This window comes from Candidatus Nitrosotalea sp. TS (genome assembly GCF_011319465.1).
Classification (GTDB): domain Archaea; phylum Thermoproteota; class Nitrososphaeria; order Nitrososphaerales; family Nitrosopumilaceae; genus Nitrosotalea.
Genome location: NZ_RCMB01000007.1, coordinates 192,261 through 209,986, shown reverse-complemented (window position 1 = coordinate 209,986; position 17,726 = coordinate 192,261). Strand labels below are relative to the sequence as shown.

19 protein-coding genes are annotated in these 17,726 nt (G+C 40.3%); 11 read left to right on the top strand and 8 right to left on the bottom strand.

From position 1 onward, the window contains the following. Nucleotides 1-517 (top strand): hypothetical protein (locus DYY67_RS03845; protein WP_166390912.1); only part of this gene is annotated, 517 nt, incomplete at its 5' end. A 43-nt stretch (nucleotides 518-560) separates the two neighbouring features. Here the strand turns inward: DYY67_RS03845 and DYY67_RS03840 are convergent. Both DYY67_RS03840 and DYY67_RS03835 read right to left on the bottom strand, forming a co-directional pair. Continuing rightward, nucleotides 561-1,766 carry an AAA family ATPase gene (locus tag DYY67_RS03840; RefSeq protein WP_166390906.1) on the bottom strand — a complete coding sequence of 402 codons (1,206 nt, stop codon included), beginning with the start codon at nucleotides 1,764-1,766 and terminating at the stop codon, nucleotides 561-563. A 217-nt stretch (nucleotides 1,767-1,983) separates the two neighbouring features. Next, entirely contained in the window at nucleotides 1,984-3,216 is a 1,233-nt protein-coding gene (locus DYY67_RS03835) for a hypothetical protein (RefSeq protein WP_255492728.1), read from the bottom strand. 1 nt (nucleotide 3,217) lies between these two features. Between DYY67_RS03835 and DYY67_RS10630 the strand changes: the two genes are divergently transcribed. From DYY67_RS10630 to DYY67_RS03825, 3 genes are all read left to right on the top strand, one after another. Beyond that, a complete protein-coding gene (locus tag DYY67_RS10630; RefSeq protein ID WP_255492650.1) occupies nucleotides 3,218-3,400 on the top strand; it encodes a hypothetical protein in 183 nt (60 codons plus the stop codon). A gap of 12 nt (nucleotides 3,401-3,412) precedes the next feature. Further along, nucleotides 3,413-4,345: a hypothetical protein gene (locus tag DYY67_RS03830; protein ID WP_166390908.1), complete on the top strand. Its 933-nt coding sequence runs from the start codon at nucleotides 3,413-3,415 to the stop codon at nucleotides 4,343-4,345. A gap of 217 nt (nucleotides 4,346-4,562) precedes the next feature. Beyond that, the gene (locus DYY67_RS03825) at nucleotides 4,563-5,768 is read left to right on the top strand and encodes an AAA family ATPase (protein ID WP_166390906.1); all 1,206 of its coding nucleotides are present in this window, start codon (nucleotides 4,563-4,565) and stop codon (nucleotides 5,766-5,768) included. 43 nt (nucleotides 5,769-5,811) lie between these two features. Here the strand turns inward: DYY67_RS03825 and DYY67_RS03820 are convergent, their stop codons facing one another. After that, entirely contained in the window at nucleotides 5,812-6,429 is a 618-nt protein-coding gene (locus DYY67_RS03820; protein WP_166390903.1) for a hypothetical protein, read from the bottom strand. A 163-nt stretch (nucleotides 6,430-6,592) separates the two neighbouring features. Here DYY67_RS03820 and DYY67_RS11485 point away from each other — a divergent pair, with 163 nt between their 5' ends. Then, a complete protein-coding gene (locus DYY67_RS11485) occupies nucleotides 6,593-7,678 on the top strand; it encodes a PEFG-CTERM sorting domain-containing protein (RefSeq protein ID WP_166390901.1) in 1,086 nt (361 codons plus the stop codon). A gap of 269 nt (nucleotides 7,679-7,947) precedes the next feature. Here DYY67_RS11485 and DYY67_RS03810 read toward each other — a convergent pair whose 3' ends face one another. Continuing rightward, the gene (locus tag DYY67_RS03810) at nucleotides 7,948-9,210 is read right to left on the bottom strand and encodes an MFS transporter (protein WP_166390899.1); all 1,263 of its coding nucleotides are present in this window, start codon (nucleotides 9,208-9,210) and stop codon (nucleotides 7,948-7,950) included. A 78-nt stretch (nucleotides 9,211-9,288) separates the two neighbouring features. Between DYY67_RS03810 and DYY67_RS03805 the strand changes: the two genes are divergently transcribed. Both DYY67_RS03805 and DYY67_RS03800 read left to right on the top strand, forming a co-directional pair. Beyond that, nucleotides 9,289-10,359, top strand: a complete 1,071-nt coding sequence (locus tag DYY67_RS03805) for an ATP-binding cassette domain-containing protein (protein WP_166390897.1) — start codon at nucleotides 9,289-9,291, stop codon at nucleotides 10,357-10,359. After that, a complete protein-coding gene (locus DYY67_RS03800) occupies nucleotides 10,356-11,126 on the top strand; it encodes an ABC transporter permease (protein ID WP_166390895.1) in 771 nt (256 codons plus the stop codon). The genes DYY67_RS03805 and DYY67_RS03800 overlap by 4 nt, the downstream gene beginning before the upstream one ends. A 75-nt stretch (nucleotides 11,127-11,201) precedes the next feature. Here DYY67_RS03800 and DYY67_RS03795 read toward each other — a convergent pair whose 3' ends face one another. From DYY67_RS03795 to DYY67_RS03785, 3 genes are all read right to left on the bottom strand, one after another. Continuing rightward, nucleotides 11,202-11,720, bottom strand: a complete 519-nt coding sequence (locus DYY67_RS03795) for a PepSY domain-containing protein (protein WP_166390893.1) — start codon at nucleotides 11,718-11,720, stop codon at nucleotides 11,202-11,204. Nucleotides 11,721-11,895: 175 nt separating this feature from the next. Next, the gene (locus tag DYY67_RS03790) at nucleotides 11,896-12,426 is read right to left on the bottom strand and encodes a hypothetical protein (RefSeq protein ID WP_166390891.1); all 531 of its coding nucleotides are present in this window, start codon (nucleotides 12,424-12,426) and stop codon (nucleotides 11,896-11,898) included. A 40-nt stretch (nucleotides 12,427-12,466) separates the two neighbouring features. Continuing rightward, the gene (locus tag DYY67_RS03785) at nucleotides 12,467-12,772 is read right to left on the bottom strand and encodes a winged helix-turn-helix domain-containing protein (RefSeq protein WP_168711827.1); all 306 of its coding nucleotides are present in this window, start codon (nucleotides 12,770-12,772) and stop codon (nucleotides 12,467-12,469) included. 377 nt (nucleotides 12,773-13,149) lie between these two features. On the opposite strand from DYY67_RS03785, the gene DYY67_RS03780 reads away from it, so the two are divergent. From DYY67_RS03780 to DYY67_RS03765, 4 genes are all read left to right on the top strand, one after another. Beyond that, nucleotides 13,150-13,914: an ABC transporter ATP-binding protein gene (locus DYY67_RS03780; RefSeq protein ID WP_255492657.1), complete on the top strand. Its 765-nt coding sequence runs from the start codon at nucleotides 13,150-13,152 to the stop codon at nucleotides 13,912-13,914. Then, nucleotides 13,883-16,018, top strand: coding sequence for a COG1361 S-layer family protein (locus DYY67_RS03775; RefSeq protein WP_166390889.1), 2,136 nt, complete (start codon nucleotides 13,883-13,885; stop codon nucleotides 16,016-16,018). The genes DYY67_RS03780 and DYY67_RS03775 overlap by 32 nt, the downstream gene beginning before the upstream one ends. Before the next feature lie 74 nt (nucleotides 16,019-16,092). After that, the gene (locus DYY67_RS03770) at nucleotides 16,093-16,908 is read left to right on the top strand and encodes an ABC transporter permease (RefSeq protein ID WP_320415949.1); all 816 of its coding nucleotides are present in this window, start codon (nucleotides 16,093-16,095) and stop codon (nucleotides 16,906-16,908) included. Further along, entirely contained in the window at nucleotides 16,890-17,258 is a 369-nt protein-coding gene (locus DYY67_RS03765) for an FtsX-like permease family protein (protein ID WP_166390885.1), read from the top strand. Before DYY67_RS03770 ends, DYY67_RS03765 begins: the two co-directional genes overlap by 19 nt. 12 nt (nucleotides 17,259-17,270) lie before the next feature. Here DYY67_RS03765 and DYY67_RS03760 read toward each other — a convergent pair whose 3' ends face one another. Beyond that, nucleotides 17,271-17,522: a hypothetical protein gene (locus tag DYY67_RS03760; protein ID WP_166390884.1), complete on the bottom strand. Its 252-nt coding sequence runs from the start codon at nucleotides 17,520-17,522 to the stop codon at nucleotides 17,271-17,273. Nucleotides 17,523-17,726 lie beyond the last annotated feature (204 nt).

Sequence of the window (17,726 nt, the reverse complement as noted above, 5' to 3'; positions counted from 1 at the left end):
TGGTTCCAAACTTGATGAACTCACAGAGGCCGGAAGAAACAAGATCATGACACTTTCATCAAAAAACCAAATCTTTGCATGGGCACTTGGTCACGGAGCTGGACTGAAATTTAAAAAAAATTCCTTTGAAGTCAAAAAAATGATATTGAATTTTGCAGACAAGAGCCCATATTTTTCAGGAGGGCTGGGACATGGCCTTTCAAGACACATAAGAAAACTTGCAACATCCAACTCTCTTGAACCAATCATGGAGTTTGCAGAAGAGCATCCAGTATTTGCCTTTGATCTGGCATATGATCTTGGATATCATTTTGGTGCATTTTCAGAAAAAATAAAGCAGACGATATACCACATTGCAACAAAAAATGATCAATTTGCATTTCGGGTAGGTGACGCCATAGGCGGAATATATGAGGAACTAGAAAGTAGAGACAGGGAATTTGTCATGGACTATACAGGAAAAAATAAACATTTTTCAAAAGGATTTTCCAAGTCGTCGCATAAAAAAGAGTTATGAGTAATTTTGTATTTTATATTGTCTTTTGATAACAATCCAATACTTACAGTGCCCCAAACTCCTTGGTCCACTTGGTGTATCTATCCAGCATGGCATCGTTAACACTGGGCTTTCGTCTTGTAATAACATCCTCAAAGTCTTTTGTGGTTATGTTTCTAGGTTGAGATCCACCAGCAATGTCTTTTTTCTGCGAATCCATTTTTTCGAAAAACTCGTCAATGATTTGCAATTGTGTGGACTGACAGATATCTTTGATATCACTTGCACTGTACCCGGAGGTAGCTGCAGAAAGCTTTTTCAGATCTATCGAGTTTTCACCTTTGATTTTTGAAATATAAAGAGAAAACAGATTTTCCCTTGCTTCAAGAGAAGGAAGTGGGATGTAGATCCTCTTTGTAAATCTCCTAAGAAACGGCCAATCCAAGTTCCACGGTTTGTTGGTTGCTGCCATCACGTACATTTGAATGTCCTTTCCTTTGCTGTTGATTCCATCCATCTCTGTTAGAAATTGGTTTTTTACTCTCACTTCCCCGCCGTTCTCACTTTGTGTATCTCCAAGAAGTGAGTCAACTTCGTCTATAAGCATGATAACAGGATTGGTTTTTGATGCATATCCTCGCGCCATAGTAAATAGCTTGGATACATTTTTCTCCGCTTCTCCCAGCCATTTATTCATCACCGACGCTGCATCCACATTTATGAAATCTCCTTGTATCTCACTTGCAGATGCAGCTGCAAGAAGAGTTTTTCCACATCCGGGAGGCCCGTAGAGAAGGATTCCCCGCGGCCAACCAAGAGTAAACAAGTCTGGTCTTCTAGTAGGATAGACTATTGATTCTCGCAGTGCCCTTTTGGCATCTTCGTGACCTATTACTTCGGTCCAGCTAACATTTGGTTTTTCTTTGAGTATCATCTTGTCCATTTCACCGCCACGGACAGGTACGTTTGCAGTAGATCCTGGCTTCATGTCATGCGTGGGCTTTGCGTCAGATCTTGGTCTAACGTCAGAGTTTGGAGTAGATTCATTGTATCCACGTAGAGAGTTTATCTTTGATTGGTATACGCTACAACGGTCTTTGTATACAGTGTTTATTGGGTTTTCAGGAAAAAGTTGAATCATCTTAAGTAATGCATCAACAGCTCTTTGATAGTTTGCAACTGCCATACCGTTTGCGCCTGTCTCCTCTTGTCTTATTGCCTCTGCAGCATACTTGCTGGCAATAGCTTCTAGTTCTACTACAGCACTCATACCTACAGTAATCTATGCATACGACTCAAAATCATAAAATGTGAAGGTATGTATGATTATTTGTTAAATTAATTACATTCAATCTACGTTCAACAAATAATTCGCAAGAAAAATACAAGCTGCAATCAGTTGCAATAAATTACTATGGGCAATACGTATGATGACAGTTGGGTTGTCTGAAAGAATGCAGCGTTAGTGCTGATTAACTATCAATCTCTCAGAGTTTATGAAAAAATCCCTCTAATACAGAAATTGCCTTGCTGAAGATCTCTTCAGGTACGTTTACTATTTGACGTACCACTGCGGCTGAACTAGTTTGTTGCGGGTTTGAGCTTGATGAAGCAGTATTACTTGATTCACTTGATGATGTTGATGTGGAAGGAGATGATGCTGGAGATCTGGCTGAAGATACGGATGGAGTGGATGACGTGACAGATGGAGTTGTAGATGCAGTAGAAGACGAAGATCGAGGAGATGATGGCGTAGATGGAGAAGATTGAGTTGATGGTGTAGATGTAGTTGAGGGAGTTGTAGATGCAGTAGAAGACGAAGAGGGAACTGATGATTGAGATGGCACAGGTGGAGTTGTCTGTTCAGTAGACGGTGTAGAAGATTGTTGTGGAGGAGTTGATGGTGTAGATGGGGTTGATGGCGCTGGAGATTGTGTAGAAGATTGAGCGGATGACGATATGGATAATGATGAGGTACCAGAACTTCCTGAATGAGTAGAATCTCCAGCATAGGTAGCAGTTATTGTTATTCCTCCAGATATGCTAGTAGGCGGAGTATACGTTAGAGTACATTTATTATTTGAAAGTATACACACATTTGGACTAAAAATTCCTCCTGCACCATTATCGCTCCACGATATTATGCCAATCATGGAAGAAGACGGGTTTGAAGTGTCAGTAACAGATGCTGCTACCATAATTGAACTTCCCGGAGTAAATGTCGTAGAACTTGATGTAACGGAGGTAGTTGTTGCATAGGTTTTATTTGTCGATACTGGCGATGTAGATATTTGCGATATAGCTGAGCTGCTTGAATGAGTACTATCACCAGAGTAAGTAGCATTAATTGTAATTACATTTAGAGGATTTGCCGGAGAAGTGTACGTTGTTACACATGTCGCAGATGGCAATGTGCAAGAGACTGGATTGAACGTGCCGCCATTGTTATTGTCATTAAATGAAACAGTGCCTGAAAGTGTAGTAGGTGAGCTTGATGTATCACTTGTTTGAACTGTAAAAGTTAATGTTCTGTTGGAAGGTAATACAGCAGAATTTGGTGTCATAGTTGTGCTTGTAGGATTGAGGTGATTTATCGTCAAAGTTGATGAGCCACTACTTGTGGTATGAATAGAATCTCCTCCATAGCTTGCAGTTATTGTAACCGTAGAAGGAGAGTTGGTGGCGATAGTATATGATGTGGTACAACCACCCGATGCCAATATGCATGATGATGGACTAAATGTTCCCCTGGCATTATTATCACTCCAGGATACTGTCCCAGTAGGGGTGGTGGGAGAGCTTGAAGTGTCACTAACAGTGGCAGTAAACGTTACAGATGAACCAGGATTTGCGGTGGACCGATTTGATGATACAGTAACAGATGTAGAATCCGTGCTGCTTTGAACTGAAGTGCTATTGCTGTCAGTAAATATGATACTGCTATCTGCCATTGCAGGCAGGATAGTGGCAAATCCACTAAATGTAATTACAATTAATGCTACTTACTCTGGTGATAGTACTCATTCAAGCAGCTCAGCTATATCGCAAATATCTACATCGCCAGTATCGACAAATAAAACCTATGCAACAACTACCTCCGTTACATCAAGTTCTACGACATTTACTCCGGGAAGTTCAATTATGGTAGCAGCATCTGTTACTGACACTTCAAACCCGTCTTCTTCCATGATTGGCATAATATCGTGGAGCGATAATGGTGCAGGAGGAATTTTTAGTCCAAATGTGTGTATACTTTCAAATAATAAATGTACTCTAACGTATACTCCGCCTACTAGCATATCTGGAGGAATAACAATAACTGCTACCTATGCTGGAGATTCTACTCATTCAGGAAGTTCTGGTACCTCATCATTATCCATATCGTCATCCGCTCAATCTTCTACACAATCTCCAGCGCCATCAACCCCATCTACACCATCAACTCCACAACAATCTTCTACACCGTCTACTGAACAGACAACTCCACCTGTGCCATCTCAATCATCAGTTCCCTCTTCGTCTTCTACTGCATCTACAACTCCCTCAACTACATCTACACCATCAACTCAATCTTCTCCATCTACGCCATCATCTCCTCGATCTTCGTCTTCTACTGCATCTACAACTCCATCTGTCACGTCATCCACTCCATCCGTATCTTCAGCCAGATCTCCAGCATCATCTCCTTCCACATCAACATCATCAAGTGAATCAAGTAATACTGCTTCATCAAGCTCAAACCCGCAACAAACTAGTTCAGCCGCAGTGGTACGTCAAATAGTAAACGTACCTGAAGAGATCTTCAGCAAGGCAATTTCTGTATTAGAGGGATTTTTTCATAAACTCTGAGAGATTGATAGTTAATCAGCACTAACGCTGCATTCTTTCAGACAACCCAACTGTCATCATACGTATTGCCCATAGTAATTTATTGCAACTGATTGCAGCTTGTATTTTTCTTGCGAATTATTTGTTGAACGTAGATTGAATGTAATTAATTTAACAAATAATCATACATACCTTCACATTTTATGATTTTGAGTCGTATGCATAGATTACTGTAGGTATGAGTGCTGTAGTAGAACTAGAAGCTATTGCCAGCAAGTATGCTGCAGAGGCAATAAGACAAGAGGAGACAGGCGCAAACGGTATGGCAGTTGCAAACTATCAAAGAGCTGTTGATGCATTACTTAAGATGATTCAACTTTTTCCTGAAAACCCAATAAACACTGTATACAAAGACCGTTGTAGCGTATACCAATCAAAGATAAACTCTCTACGTGGATACAATGAATCTACTCCAAACTCTGACGTTAGACCAAGATCTGATGCAAAGCCCACGCATGACATGAAGCCAGGATCTACTGCAAACGTACCTGTCCGTGGCGGTGAAATGGACAAGATGATACTCAAAGAAAAACCAAATGTTAGCTGGACCGAAGTAATAGGTCACGAAGATGCCAAAAGGGCACTGCGAGAATCAATAGTCTATCCCACTAGAAGACCAGACTTGTTTACTCTTGGTTGGCCGCGGGGAATCCTTCTCTACGGGCCTCCCGGATGTGGAAAAACTCTTCTTGCAGCTGCATCTGCAAGTGAGATACAAGGAGATTTCATAAATGTGGATGCAGCGTCGGTGATGAATAAATGGCTGGGAGAAGCGGAGAAAAATGTATCCAAGCTATTTACTATGGCGCGAGGATATGCATCAAAAACCAATCCTGTTATCATGCTTATAGACGAAGTTGACTCACTTCTTGGAGATACACAAAGTGAGAACGGCGGGGAAGTGAGAGTAAAAAACCAATTTCTAACAGAGATGGATGGAATCAACAGCAAAGGAAAGGACATTCAAATGTACGTGATGGCAGCAACCAACAAACCGTGGAACTTGGATTGGCCGTTTCTTAGGAGATTTACAAAGAGGATCTACATCCCACTTCCTTCTCTTGAAGCAAGGGAAAATCTGTTTTCTCTTTATATTTCAAAAATCAAAGGTGAAAACTCGATAGATCTGAAAAAGCTTTCTGCAGCTACCTCCGGGTACAGTGCAAGTGATATCAAAGATATCTGCCAGTCCACACAATTGCAAATCATTGACGAGTTTTTCGAAAAAATGGATTCACAGAAAAAAGACATTGCCGGTGGATCTCAACCTAGAAACATAACCACAAAAGACTTTGAGGATGTTATTACAAGACGAAAGCCCAGTGTTAACGATGCCATGCTGGATAGATACACCAAGTGGACCAAGGAGTTTGGGGCACTGTAAGTATTAGCTTGTTATCAAAAGACAATATAAAATACAAAATTACTCATAACTCTTTTTTATGCGACGACTTGGAAAATCCTTTTGAAAAATGTTTATTTTTTCCTGTATAGTCCATGACAAATTCCCTGTCTCTACTTTCTAGTTCCTCATATATTCCGCCTATGGCGTCACCTACCCGAAATGCAAATTGATCATTTTTTGTTGCAATGTGACATATCGTCTGCTTTATTTTTTCTGAAAATGCACCAAAATGATATCCAAGATCATATGCCAGATCAAAGGCAAATACTGGATGCTCTTCTGCAAACTCCATGATTGGTTCAAGAGAGTTGGATGTTGCAAGTTTTCTTATGTGTCTTGAAAGGCCATGTCCAAGCCCTCCTGAAAAATATGGACTCTTGTCTGCAAAATTCAATATCATTTTTTTGACTTCAAAGGAATTTTTTTTAAATTTCAGTCCAGCTCCGTGACCAAGTGCCCATGCAAAGATTTGGTTTTTTGATGAAAGTGTCATGATCTTGTTTCTTCCGGCCTCTGTGAGTTCATCAAGTTTGGAACCAAAGAATACTCCTATCTCATAGTCCACTTCTGGATCTATTCCCACATGTGCAGCCAGACTAGTTCCTATCTTTTTCTTGGCAACACTGATTTTGTATGCCATTCTTTAAACGATCTAAGATCTTTCGTGGAGATAAATGGTAACCTAGGGGAAGAAACGGGACTAAAAAACTGATTCTGGACCCAAGTTTTGCCAATTGCAATTCATTCAGAAATTAATTAATTTTAATCAATTGCTTATATACAAGAAAACAGACTCGACCTTAGTGAAGATTAACGCTAAAGGGCTGTTATTACTTGGTATTTTGTTAAGTGCCGCTGGAGCAGCTCCTGCATTTGCCGCCTCTAATTCTACAGGTTCCAATTCTACTACGTCAAACTCCGCCATGAACATGGGTTCAAACTCTACCATGACAAACTCAACAATGAACATGAGTTCCAATTCCACGGCATCCCATTCTGCCATGAATACGGGTTCTAGCTATACTTCTACTCCAAACTCACTTTCTCACCCGACTTACAATTATTCAATTCCTGCCAATCTGCCCCCTCCTTCCTACATGATAACAAATGAATCTGGCAATTCGGGTAAAATGGTAGGTTCGAGTCTGACCACACCTGTAGTCACAATTACAACCGATAAATCGTCTTACAATGACGGTGACAAGATAATGATTTCAGGCGCTACCAAAGATTACCTCGGTGATACTCCTCTTACGCTTATTCTAAGAAATCCTGTTGGAAATATTGTGACAATTAATCAAATCCAAGTAGGAAACGATAAAACATTCTCAACCAGTCTAACAGCAGGTGGTGCATTGTGGCAAGCTGCTGGCGCATACTCTGCATATGTACAATATGGAGGGCCAGACAGGTCTGCGACAACAACATTCCAGTTCTCAGGTTCACACGTCTCTTCAGGAACCACCATTCCTGTAGATGGTACTAACATGACAGTAACATATAGCATCACAAATGGTAAGGTCCTTGATATCAAGGCTGACACCAATTCCAAGTCGCTAATTGTGTCAATCCAATCAAGTGGCGATGGCACATTGACAATTAACATGCCAAGAGCACTAATTGATGCAAAGAAGACTGACAACAGTGATGACCAGTTCTTTGTACTAAATGATGGCCAAGAAAACGACCAATTCCAAGAGACTAGCAATACTGCTACTGCAAGAACACTCCAAATCCCATTCACTGATGGAACATCACAAATAGAGATAATAGGTACATTCGTAGTTCCAGAATTTGGCGCAATAGCAGCCATGGTACTTGCAATTGCAATCGTATCAATAATTGCAATCTCGACCAAGACTGGGCTGAGATTTACACCCAGAGTGTAAATCAGTCCAAGAATTTTTAAAACAACTGTCCCTATATTTGCAAAATTAATAATCCACAAAAACGCATTTGATTATCTCTTTCATGACATGATTTTACCATGTTCTTGAAACTTGCTGATGCTCAACTCTGTGGTCGGAGGGGACGTTCGATTATTGAGGGGATTATGGAAGCCAATAGCACTGCTGCAGACAAGAAAAAGATCACATGAATAGAATTAACAAAGTTTATTGAATTTGTAAAATTAGAATTTCCACCAGTAAAGATTGTTTCAAGATCCGAAACTGACACTGCTTGTGTAATAATTAAAAATGATAACCCCAGACTCAAGATATTTCCTAGAGTTACAAGAGTAGTGCTCATGCCAGATGCAGTACCTCTTCTGTGCGCTGGAACCGAATTCATCACAGCTGTTCTGTTGGGTGCTGCAAACATTCCCATAGCCAGAGCCCACTAACACAAGTGGTATCAGAAGATGTGAAAAATTCTCATGTGGTTGTAATCTAGTAAGAATTAGAAATCCAACCGCAGATGTCAAAAGACCACCTATGATGAAAAACTTAGACCCATATTTGTCGGAGAGCCATCCGCTTATCGGACCAAATGTTGCTATTGTAAATGATACCGGGATGAGATATAGTCCAGCCTGTAACGCACTAAGCTTCATGGTAGGACCTTGCAGATAAAATGTCATGATCAATATGAGTGCGCCTCTTGCAATGGCATTGAGAAACACACTAAAGTTTCCAGTTGTAAAGATTCGTAGTCTGAATAGTTGTACATCAAACATAGGATCCTCTATCTTTGATTCTGCAAATACAAATAGTGCCAATAATGCAAGACCGCCAAAAATCATGAGCAACTCTATAATCTCAGATAGTATCTGTAATGGTCCAAGTGTTAGCCCAAGCAAAAGCAAAACCAGTCCTGAAGCCAAAAGACAGTTACCTATCCAGTCAATTCTACCACCAGTTTTTGTCCCGAGTTCTCTGAGCTTTATGTGAGACCATACGACTCCAAATACCCCAATTGGGATATTTACCCAAAATATGTATCTCCAGCCAAGCGTATCAGTTAACAATCCTCCTAAAACCAGTCCTGTTACAGAGCCTATTACTATGGACACTTGGTTTAGTCCTAGTGCCTTACCGCGCTCTTTTACGTCAAATGCATCTGTCAGTATGGCTGCACTGTTTGAGAAAAGAAACGCTGCCCCAAGTGCTTGAACTATTCTAAATAAAATCAATTCCTGACCAGAGTTGGAAAAACCACAAAGGGCAGAACCAACTGTGAATACTACAAGTCCAAGATTGTATAGTTTGACTCGACCAAACATGTCCGCAAGTCTTCCAAAACTCAAAAGAACGGTAGTAGTGACAAGTCCATAGGACAAGACAATCCATATTGTCTCAAGTATTGATGCATGAAGATCAGATGAGATCTTAGGCAAAGCTATTATGACAATATTGGCATCAAGTGATGCCATTAGAATTGCCAGTGTAGTATTTGTTAGCACAATCCATTTGTATTCCATTTTGTAAACTCGATACATCTAGTCTCAAATTGTATTATAATTTGAATGAAATGGTAGTTCTCTATTTGATAATCAAATATGATTCTATTATATTACACATGCAACACATGTGATAACAACGATGTTTTCATGAATTCTACTTTTGATGATCACAACATACAAGAAATAACTGCAATAGAGGCAGATCATTTAACAAAAGTCTATCGTGATAACATTAGGGCAGTGGATGAAATAAGTTTCTCAGTTAAACAGGGGGAGATATTTGGTTTGCTTGGACCAAATGGAGCAGGAAAAACTACTACAATTAAAATGATAATCACCCTCACCAAGGCAAACTCTGGTACCTTGCATGTGCTTGGAGTAGATGTCTTCAAATCGCCAGAGACTGTAAGAGAAATGCTTGGATATGTACCACAGAGCATCTCTGTTGACACTGATCTTACTGCATATGAAAATTTATTGATATTTTCTAAATTATCGTATGTAAATAAGATGGAACGCAATGAGAGAATAAGAGATGCGTTAGAGTACATGGATCTTTCAAGCAGAGCAAATGATCTTGTCAAGCGTTATAGTGGAGGAATGATGCGCAGGTTAGAGATAGCACAAGCGCTTGTAAACAGACCAAAGATTTTGCTTTTAGACGAACCAAGTATTGGTCTTGACCCTTCATCAAAAAAACAAGTATGGAAAAATATCAAGCAATTAAACCAAGAGTTCGGCGTTACCATTCTTATCACAACTCATGACATGAGCGAGGCAGATGAACTCTGTGACAGGATAGCAATCATGTCAGAAGGCAAGATAGCAATCTTGGGAACTCCTGAGGAATTGAAAAGAGATGTAGGAGGAGATATTGTCACGGTGAATCTTGCATCCACTCCTCCAATCATGACATTACCAAAAGAGATAGGAAATGTCATACACAGTGATGAAAAATCTATTCAGATTCTGACAACTAATGGCGAAGAAGCGATTCCACTCATCGCAGATTTCTTTAGAGGACACGAAATTAAGGTCGAATCGATCTCAATTAACAAGGCAAACTTGGATGATGTTTTTATGAAATATGCCAAACGAAGACTTGGAGATGAAATGTACAAAGCTACCCGTAGAACTCGCCGTGACTTTGTGAGGCGCGCAAGATGAACATCGGGAGATTCCTTGCCAGTTCTATCACAATTGCAGAGATGGAGGCAAGAAAAATTCGTCATGATTCAACTGAGCTTTGGACTAGGATTATCCAACCTGCCCTCTGGTTACTTGTTTTTGGCGAGACCCTTAACACCATTAGAGCCATGCCATCTGGTAATTTTTCGTATATCCAGTTTCTCACTCCTGGTATACTGGCGCAATCAGTCTTGTTTATCTCAATTTTTTATGGCATAACTGTAGTCTGGGAAAAAGATGTTGGAATACTTACCAAGCTCTTGTCAACTCCATCTCCGCGCTCGTCAATAGTTCTTGGAAAATCGCTTGCAGCTGGTCTGCGGGGAATTTTTCAAGCCATAATGATATTTGCTTTGGCGTTGATAATTGGAGTCAAGATAAGGTTTGATCCACTTGACATTGCAGGTGTTTTTGCTGTTGTAATACTTTTTGCGATGTGTTTTTCAAGTTTTTCAATGTTTCTTGCATCATATCTGAAAACTCGGGACAGGATGATGGGGATTGGTCAAGCATTAACCATGCCGCTTTTCTTTGCAAGTAATGCCATATATCCAATAGCAATAATGCCTATCTGGCTCCAGTATATCTCAATAGCAAATCCACTCAGCTATGTCGTGGATGCGATTAGGTCAATGCTTCTTGCTGGAACGTATGAAAATTTACCAGTTGATATACTGGTGTTAGTAATCGCTACAGTTGTTTTTGTAACTCTGGCCTCTACAACAATAAAGAAATTGTTAGAGTGATGTATGATGATATCCTAAAATACTCTAACGCATAAAAACATAAAAAAATAAAATAAGAAAAAGGCTTTCTAGAGTTTACTCTTGAAAGTCACTTGGGGTAGTTCCACTGGGTGCTGTACTGCCACTTGGAGCCGTACTGCCGCTTGGCTTTATCATTCCCATGTGTCCGTGCATCATCATTCCATGGCCGCCCATGCCTCCAATCAAGGAAGATAAGGTCAATGGATGACCCTGTGATGTCTTGAGTACGCTTCCGTTTCCTGCATCTACTATTACAGAATAGACGCTTTTTCCGTCTGTTACCTTGAAGGCATAGACTGGAGAACCGTGCATTACCACAAGACCTCCTGATAACACCTGTCCTCCTGTTACCTGTCCTGCAGCTGTTCCTGCGGCGGTTACAAATTGGATCTTTACACTAGATAGAATCATCTGTGTAAGGTTTACTGAACCCTGTATCGGTGTCTGTGTCTGACCTGAACCAGAGCCTGCTGTCTGTGCATATGCAAGTGAGCCGCCTACTGAGGCAATCACTGCAACGCCCAGAATCACTGCAAGCAGTTTCTGATGTGTCTTCAGTTCTTGTATGTTCATTGCACCCTGTAATAGTGGATTTGATTTATAATGGATTGCGCCACCTTGTTAACGAACAAGGTTAGTGATCATATAAAATGGGTATCGAAAGTCATGTGGCATCAAATTTTCTGCTACACTGAATATCTGATAAATATGTTAATTGTCCGGCAAGAAATGCAATTGGAAATACTGTTTAATCCCTACCCAATTCGTCATCTATCTTGTCTTGTGTTGATTTGTATTTCTTGTATCTGCCATTCCATTTTGAAAAGAATCTATACTCCTTGAGTGCAACAAAGAGCAATACTGCTGCAAATATTATGCAGATAAAGATGAATATTTGAATTCCTAAAAATATTGGCATATCTTGATGCATGGCACGAAAAGGTGGATGGAAAGGAATCTCCCTAACAATGGAATTGCCATTCTTTTCAACTAGGAATAACTGAGTACCGTTATGTGTCATGTTGCCAAAGGTCATGTTGTTGCCCATCTGCTCGTGATGACTTTCAAGGTTAGATATGCTGTATCGTGGGTGACCTAGAAGTATTCCACCCATCACAAGTGCGACAGGGGCAAAAATTAGGGCAGATGCAATAAAGATGAGAAATATGCGCCTTGAGCTATTTGTATGAGTTAGAAGATCATCTATCATTTTAAACAGGTTTTCTGGAGACTCTTTGTTGTCTGTGTCTTCACTTGATTCTTTATCTGGGTTAGACAATTTGATGACCAACTACCTTGCGTATAAATAAAACATTTCGCTAACCTTGTTCTTGAACACTTTTTTCACTTCTTGGAAAGATCTCCTCATAAGGCTCCAAAACCATCTTGCAGAGCTGCCTGCCTTTTTCTGTGACTGAATACTTTATCACTTTCTTGTTCCCCCATGGTATTTCTGTCCTTTTTATGAAGCCTTTCCGTTCCAGACTTTCTAGTATGTCCTTATGTTTCATCAAGTTTAAACCACAATAGCTTAGAAGATTTGTTTGGTTTAGCTCGCCAAATTCTGTGAGCTTCAAAAGTATATCCTTTCTTATATAGACCCGATCACGATACTCATGCGACAAGGATATCGCCTTGTTGGAAGTAAAATTCTGTATTAAGCTTTTACATGATATTTTTGCAAGATCTATTCTTGTTTGATGTATCTTGCAGTAACAATGTTCCTGAACAAAGTTTGACAATTATTTAATTGCGCTGATGGATGAGAGTAACGTGGGCATGATTTTAAGTTCTATCGCGGAGGAAACGAGAGTTTTTCACAACCCCTTTGATCCTAGTGCATGCTCCTTTGATAGATATGCCCACTCATACTATCATTTTATGATGAAACACTTGTCATCATGTATTTTGCATGGCGATTATTTTTTTTACAATCTTGATAAATTTTTTGTAAAGTCATTTAATTATACCGTAAAAGACAACCCGGAGTGTAGCAATCCTTTTGAATAAAGATAAATCAGGTGTCAGGAACAGTTCTGCTAAAATGGTAAGCGAATTAACAGAGCTTGATGCCAATTCAAACTCCATAGCACTTGGAGTCAAAAATCTATCCAAGATATTTGATTCTGTTGCAGGAAAAGTTGTGGCACTAGATAACATTAATTTCACTGTGAAAAAAGGCGAATTTGTTTCTATAGTGGGGCCCTCAGGTAGCGGAAAATCGACCCTTCTCAATATGATTGGCGCGCTAGACAGACCAACTTCTGGCAATGTCTATATCAATGGAATTGACATATTTTCCTTGAACGACTCACAAATAGCCACTATGAGAAATGGTCTCATCGGATTTATCTTCCAATCATTCAATCTTATCAACAGGACCACTGTTCTCAAGAATGTAAAATTGCCCGGAACAATAGCTGGCATGGACGGAACTGAAACTAACATGCGTGCAATGAAAATCTTGGAGGCTTTGGGAATTGCAGACAAGGCAACACAAAAACCCGTTAATCTTAGTGGAGGTCAACAACAAAGAGTGGCAATTGCTCGATCTTTGGTAAATAATCCTACTATTGTTTTGGCAGATGAACCTACTGGTAATCTTGATACAAAAACCGGAGACGATGTTTTTGATATGCTCAAGACGTTATCACACAAGTTCAAGCGTACAATAATTATGGTAACACACAATCCAGAACTTGCAGAATCTACAGACAGATCTATATTGATAAAAGATGGGAGAATCGAGCGCGATGTTACAAACTAGCTCATCTAAAACGTTTCATATTGTTTTCAGAAGAGATCTTGTACCAAAGATTGCGTCTGTTGCTTTGATTGTGATGTTGTTTGCTTCATCAATCAGTGTAATATCAGCGTCGGCACAAGTCATGCAGGAAAATGACTGCTCACCACCACTTACCACAACAATTGATAGCAACTATCAAGGACCTGTAGTGGTAGATGCATATTGGGTTGATCAAGGAGTAGTAGATACTAGCGTATCTGCCACTAATCCAATTAAAAAAGAAGTGGGACCAGGAGAAGGTGCTGAAGTATTTGCGGTCGTATTAAATAATAGAGGAGATAATCCTCTGAACTCGGTAACTGCGTATCTGAACTTGCCAGCTGGATTTGCTGCAACTGGTGAAAGCAAGATACCACAACTTCTCCAACAATATAATCCTGCATCAAAGGTAGCAACAAGCAATTTCGCACTTGCTAGCTATTATGGTCAAGTGGCTGCTGGTGGTACATTCATATTATTTTTTGATGTTGACGTGCTAGATAGTGCCAAGGTTGGTACATTTGGCACTAACCTGGTAGTTAATTACAAAATAGGAGTAGGCGCAGCAGGATTTGGTGTCCAGAGTTGTACTTCAGCATTACTTGAAGTTCCATTTGTTCTTCCAGGCAAAGTAATCATGGATATATCAACAGATACAAAAACCATAACTGCTGCACAGGCTGATCCTATGACAATCACTGTTTTGAACAAGGGTTCGGCCCCTGCCACTGGTGTGGTAGCTACAATCACAAATCTTGGTCAAAAAGGAAATTCCGGTTCAGGATCAACAGGTACTCTAACACTGTCATCGACTACAACCAATCTTGTCAATCTTGGGGCTAATCAATTCAACCTGGGTGTTATTCCAGCTAACAGTTCTGCACCAATAAGCATCACCGTCTTTCCTGCCACTTCTGCAGCTGGCCAAACTCAGGATGTATCGGTATCGCTAGTATACGAAAATGCGTGGGGTAAACAGCTGACCACGCAGTTAGATACTGGCATATTCATTGCTCCAGTACCACCACAATCATTGAGTCTGGCGTATGCTGGTAACAATACATCTCCTGTCATAACTTCGGGAAATCTATCTAATCTGAATTTTGTCGTATCAAATAATGGTACGAATACTGCATCCAACGTAGTGATCTCACTTGTACCGTCTGCCTCGTCTACTTCTGTTTCTGTTGTAGGACAATCTACGTGGTCTATTCCGACACTGGCACCAGGTGAACAACGAATATTGTCAACCAGTGTATTTGCGGCCAATTCCTTGATTGATACCCCGACATCGTTTACTCTGACTGCAAATTATGTATCTCAAGGGCAGACAAATACTAATTCGCTTACACTTGGTGCATTTGTAATAGGAGATGTCAAGCCGCAACTATATGGGTTGGCAGTAAACTATGTTGGAAATACTCCAAACCTAGCAGGCAGTTTGTTAAATCAAGGAAGTACGACTGGCTTGTATACTACAGTACAACTTTACAAATCTCCAATCTTGCAAGACATAAGGGCGGCAAGAATGGCAAACATGACTGGTAACGGTACTGGCAGCTACAATGGTGGAGGCTCTGGCAGCTACAATGGTGGAGGCTCTGGCAGCTACAATGGTGGAGGCTCTGGCAGCTCGGTGGCTTGGATGGGTTCTGGTCGTACTCGTGGAGGCGGTGGAATGGGTGCAGGATCTCAAGCCATGGCTCCGCAGTTCTTGGGAGATTTGACTCCTGACTCCCCCATACCGTTTAGCATTCCCCTTAATGGCATAAACTCTCTCCAGCCAGGATCATATCCTGTATCATTCAAAGTTGTATATGCAGACGATCTAAAGATTCAACATTTTGTAGTCTTGAATGGAACCGTATCTGTAGGAAGAGCACCCCAGACAAATACTGGTCACACACATGACTCCATACTTGATCAGATTCCAATTCCTCTCCCAGTACTAATTGGAATTATTATCGCGGCAATTGCAGTAGTGATTGTAATAAGAAGAAGAAAATCAAAAAAACAAAAAATGAAGATGCTTACAGGAAGCGACACTGATATAGTGACTGCACTGGACAGTCCAATCAAAAAGTGATATGCACCCAGGAGATATATTTTCCTTATCGTTTGATGCATTGATAGATCAGTAAAGTCAGGACCATACTGACAGTGTTGATGGTAGTTCTAGGTAGCAGTTTGGTTGTAGTACTCAATGGGTTGAGTGCAGGCCAATCTGCTTTTTTAGAAAGCCAGTTTAGCGCATTAGCTGCAAATGTAATTTATGTAGGTTCAGGACAGCATTCGTACCATGGCTCATCCTCTCAAGCTTCAATCATAATCAATAATGCCGTATTGAGTAAGATAAGTACACTACCGTATGTAGAAACCGTAGTTCCAGAGTATTCGGGATCTGCCCAACTTGATAGTCAAGGAGAGACCCAACATGTTTCAGTAACTGCCATGGACCCAACAAAACTTACTGTAATTTTGCCAAATCTTCAGTATGTTGACGGCTCTACTGTAAAACCAAATGATAGAGCATCTGCATTAGTTGGGGATACGATAGCAAATCCTCCTGGAGCAACATCCCCGTTTGTTGTTCTAGGACAAACAATCAAACTCACGTATTCCTATACTGGGGCCAATGGAAAGCCGGCAACGGAAGTCATGAATTACATTGTATCTGGAATAATGCAACCGTCTGGAAATTCGAGAATTGACAGTTCTATTATAATTAGCTTGGATGCAGGTAACCAGCTATTGCACAAATCTACAAAATATGATCAGCTAGTTGTGGCAGCTGTATCGCCTGATTATGTTACTACGGTACAACAAGAACTAACAACTCAATATGGACAAACACTAGGTGTAACTACACCGTCTGCGATAATGGCAGTAACACAAAAAGCATCAAGTGGCAATCGCCGCCTTTACACTAATGGTGGGAATAATTGCACTTGTAGTGGGTGCGAGTTGGAATCGTAACAACACTTTACAACTCTGTGACAGAAAGAATTCGTGAGATAGGTACCATGAAGGCAATTGGGGCGCAGAATCTTGATATTCTTGAGCTATTCATAGTGGAAGCTGCACTGATAGGAATCATTGGAGCCTCTTTAGGATTGATAATTGGCATGGGCGCAGGTTATGTACTGAGCATCTTTACCACTACAAATGTTCAAGGTTCAGGTAGCATTCACATTCCACCTATCTATGTTCTAACTGATCTTCTAAAAGTCTGGATTCTTTCAGTCACTCTAAGTTTGGCAGCTGGAATATATCCTGCATGGAAAGCATCAAGGCTTTCTCCAATGGTAGCATTAAGAAGAGACTAGTAATATCTAATTTTAGTTACACCAAGTAGTCATCATGCTGTCTACTTTTAGTACTCCATCAATTCCTTGCATTGTTTTTGTTACGATGTTGTCTACCGCGCCTGAAACGGTGGGCACTGTAAGTGTAGATGTAGCGTTTGTGTCAGGTTTACTGATGTGCATATAACTCCACCATGGATGCCCATCAAGAACGTCTGCACTAAAATCAATATTTGATAAACTCTGTTTTAGAGCGTCAGTTGTTTTGGCCTCGTTGAATTTCATAGGATCATTGTAGATAATCGTATACGTGCTTTCACATTGGGGACCGCTAGGTGATTGTGTGATTGCATAAGAATGAGGAAAAAATAAAATTAACAGTATAGCGCACATCCAGATTGTTATAGGTAGAGTAACTATGCGTTTTTTGTCTATATTCATGGCGATATTATGGCTAACGTCAAAAACAGACTTAAGGAAGATGGAATT

Coding starts and splice junctions, on each gene's coding strand:
- DYY67_RS03840 (WP_166390906.1), bottom strand. CDS start 1,766: ATGAGTGCTGTAGTAGAACTAGAAGCTATTGCCAGCAAGTATGCTGCA.
- DYY67_RS10630 (WP_255492650.1), top strand. CDS start 3,218: ATGCATGATGATGGACTAAATGTTCCCCTGGCATTATTATCACTCCAG.
- DYY67_RS03825 (WP_166390906.1), top strand. CDS start 4,563: ATGAGTGCTGTAGTAGAACTAGAAGCTATTGCCAGCAAGTATGCTGCA.
- DYY67_RS03820 (WP_166390903.1), bottom strand. CDS start 6,429: ATGGCATACAAAATCAGTGTTGCCAAGAAAAAGATAGGAACTAGTCTG.
- DYY67_RS03810 (WP_166390899.1), bottom strand. CDS start 9,210: ATGGAATACAAATGGATTGTGCTAACAAATACTACACTGGCAATTCTA.
- DYY67_RS03805 (WP_166390897.1), top strand. CDS start 9,289: ATGATTCTATTATATTACACATGCAACACATGTGATAACAACGATGTT.
- DYY67_RS03800 (WP_166390895.1), top strand. CDS start 10,356: ATGAACATCGGGAGATTCCTTGCCAGTTCTATCACAATTGCAGAGATG.
- DYY67_RS03795 (WP_166390893.1), bottom strand. CDS start 11,720: ATGAACATACAAGAACTGAAGACACATCAGAAACTGCTTGCAGTGATT.
- DYY67_RS03775 (WP_166390889.1), top strand. CDS start 13,883: ATGGGAGAATCGAGCGCGATGTTACAAACTAGCTCATCTAAAACGTTT.
- DYY67_RS03760 (WP_166390884.1), bottom strand. CDS start 17,522: ATGAAATTCAACGAGGCCAAAACAACTGACGCTCTAAAACAGAGTTTA.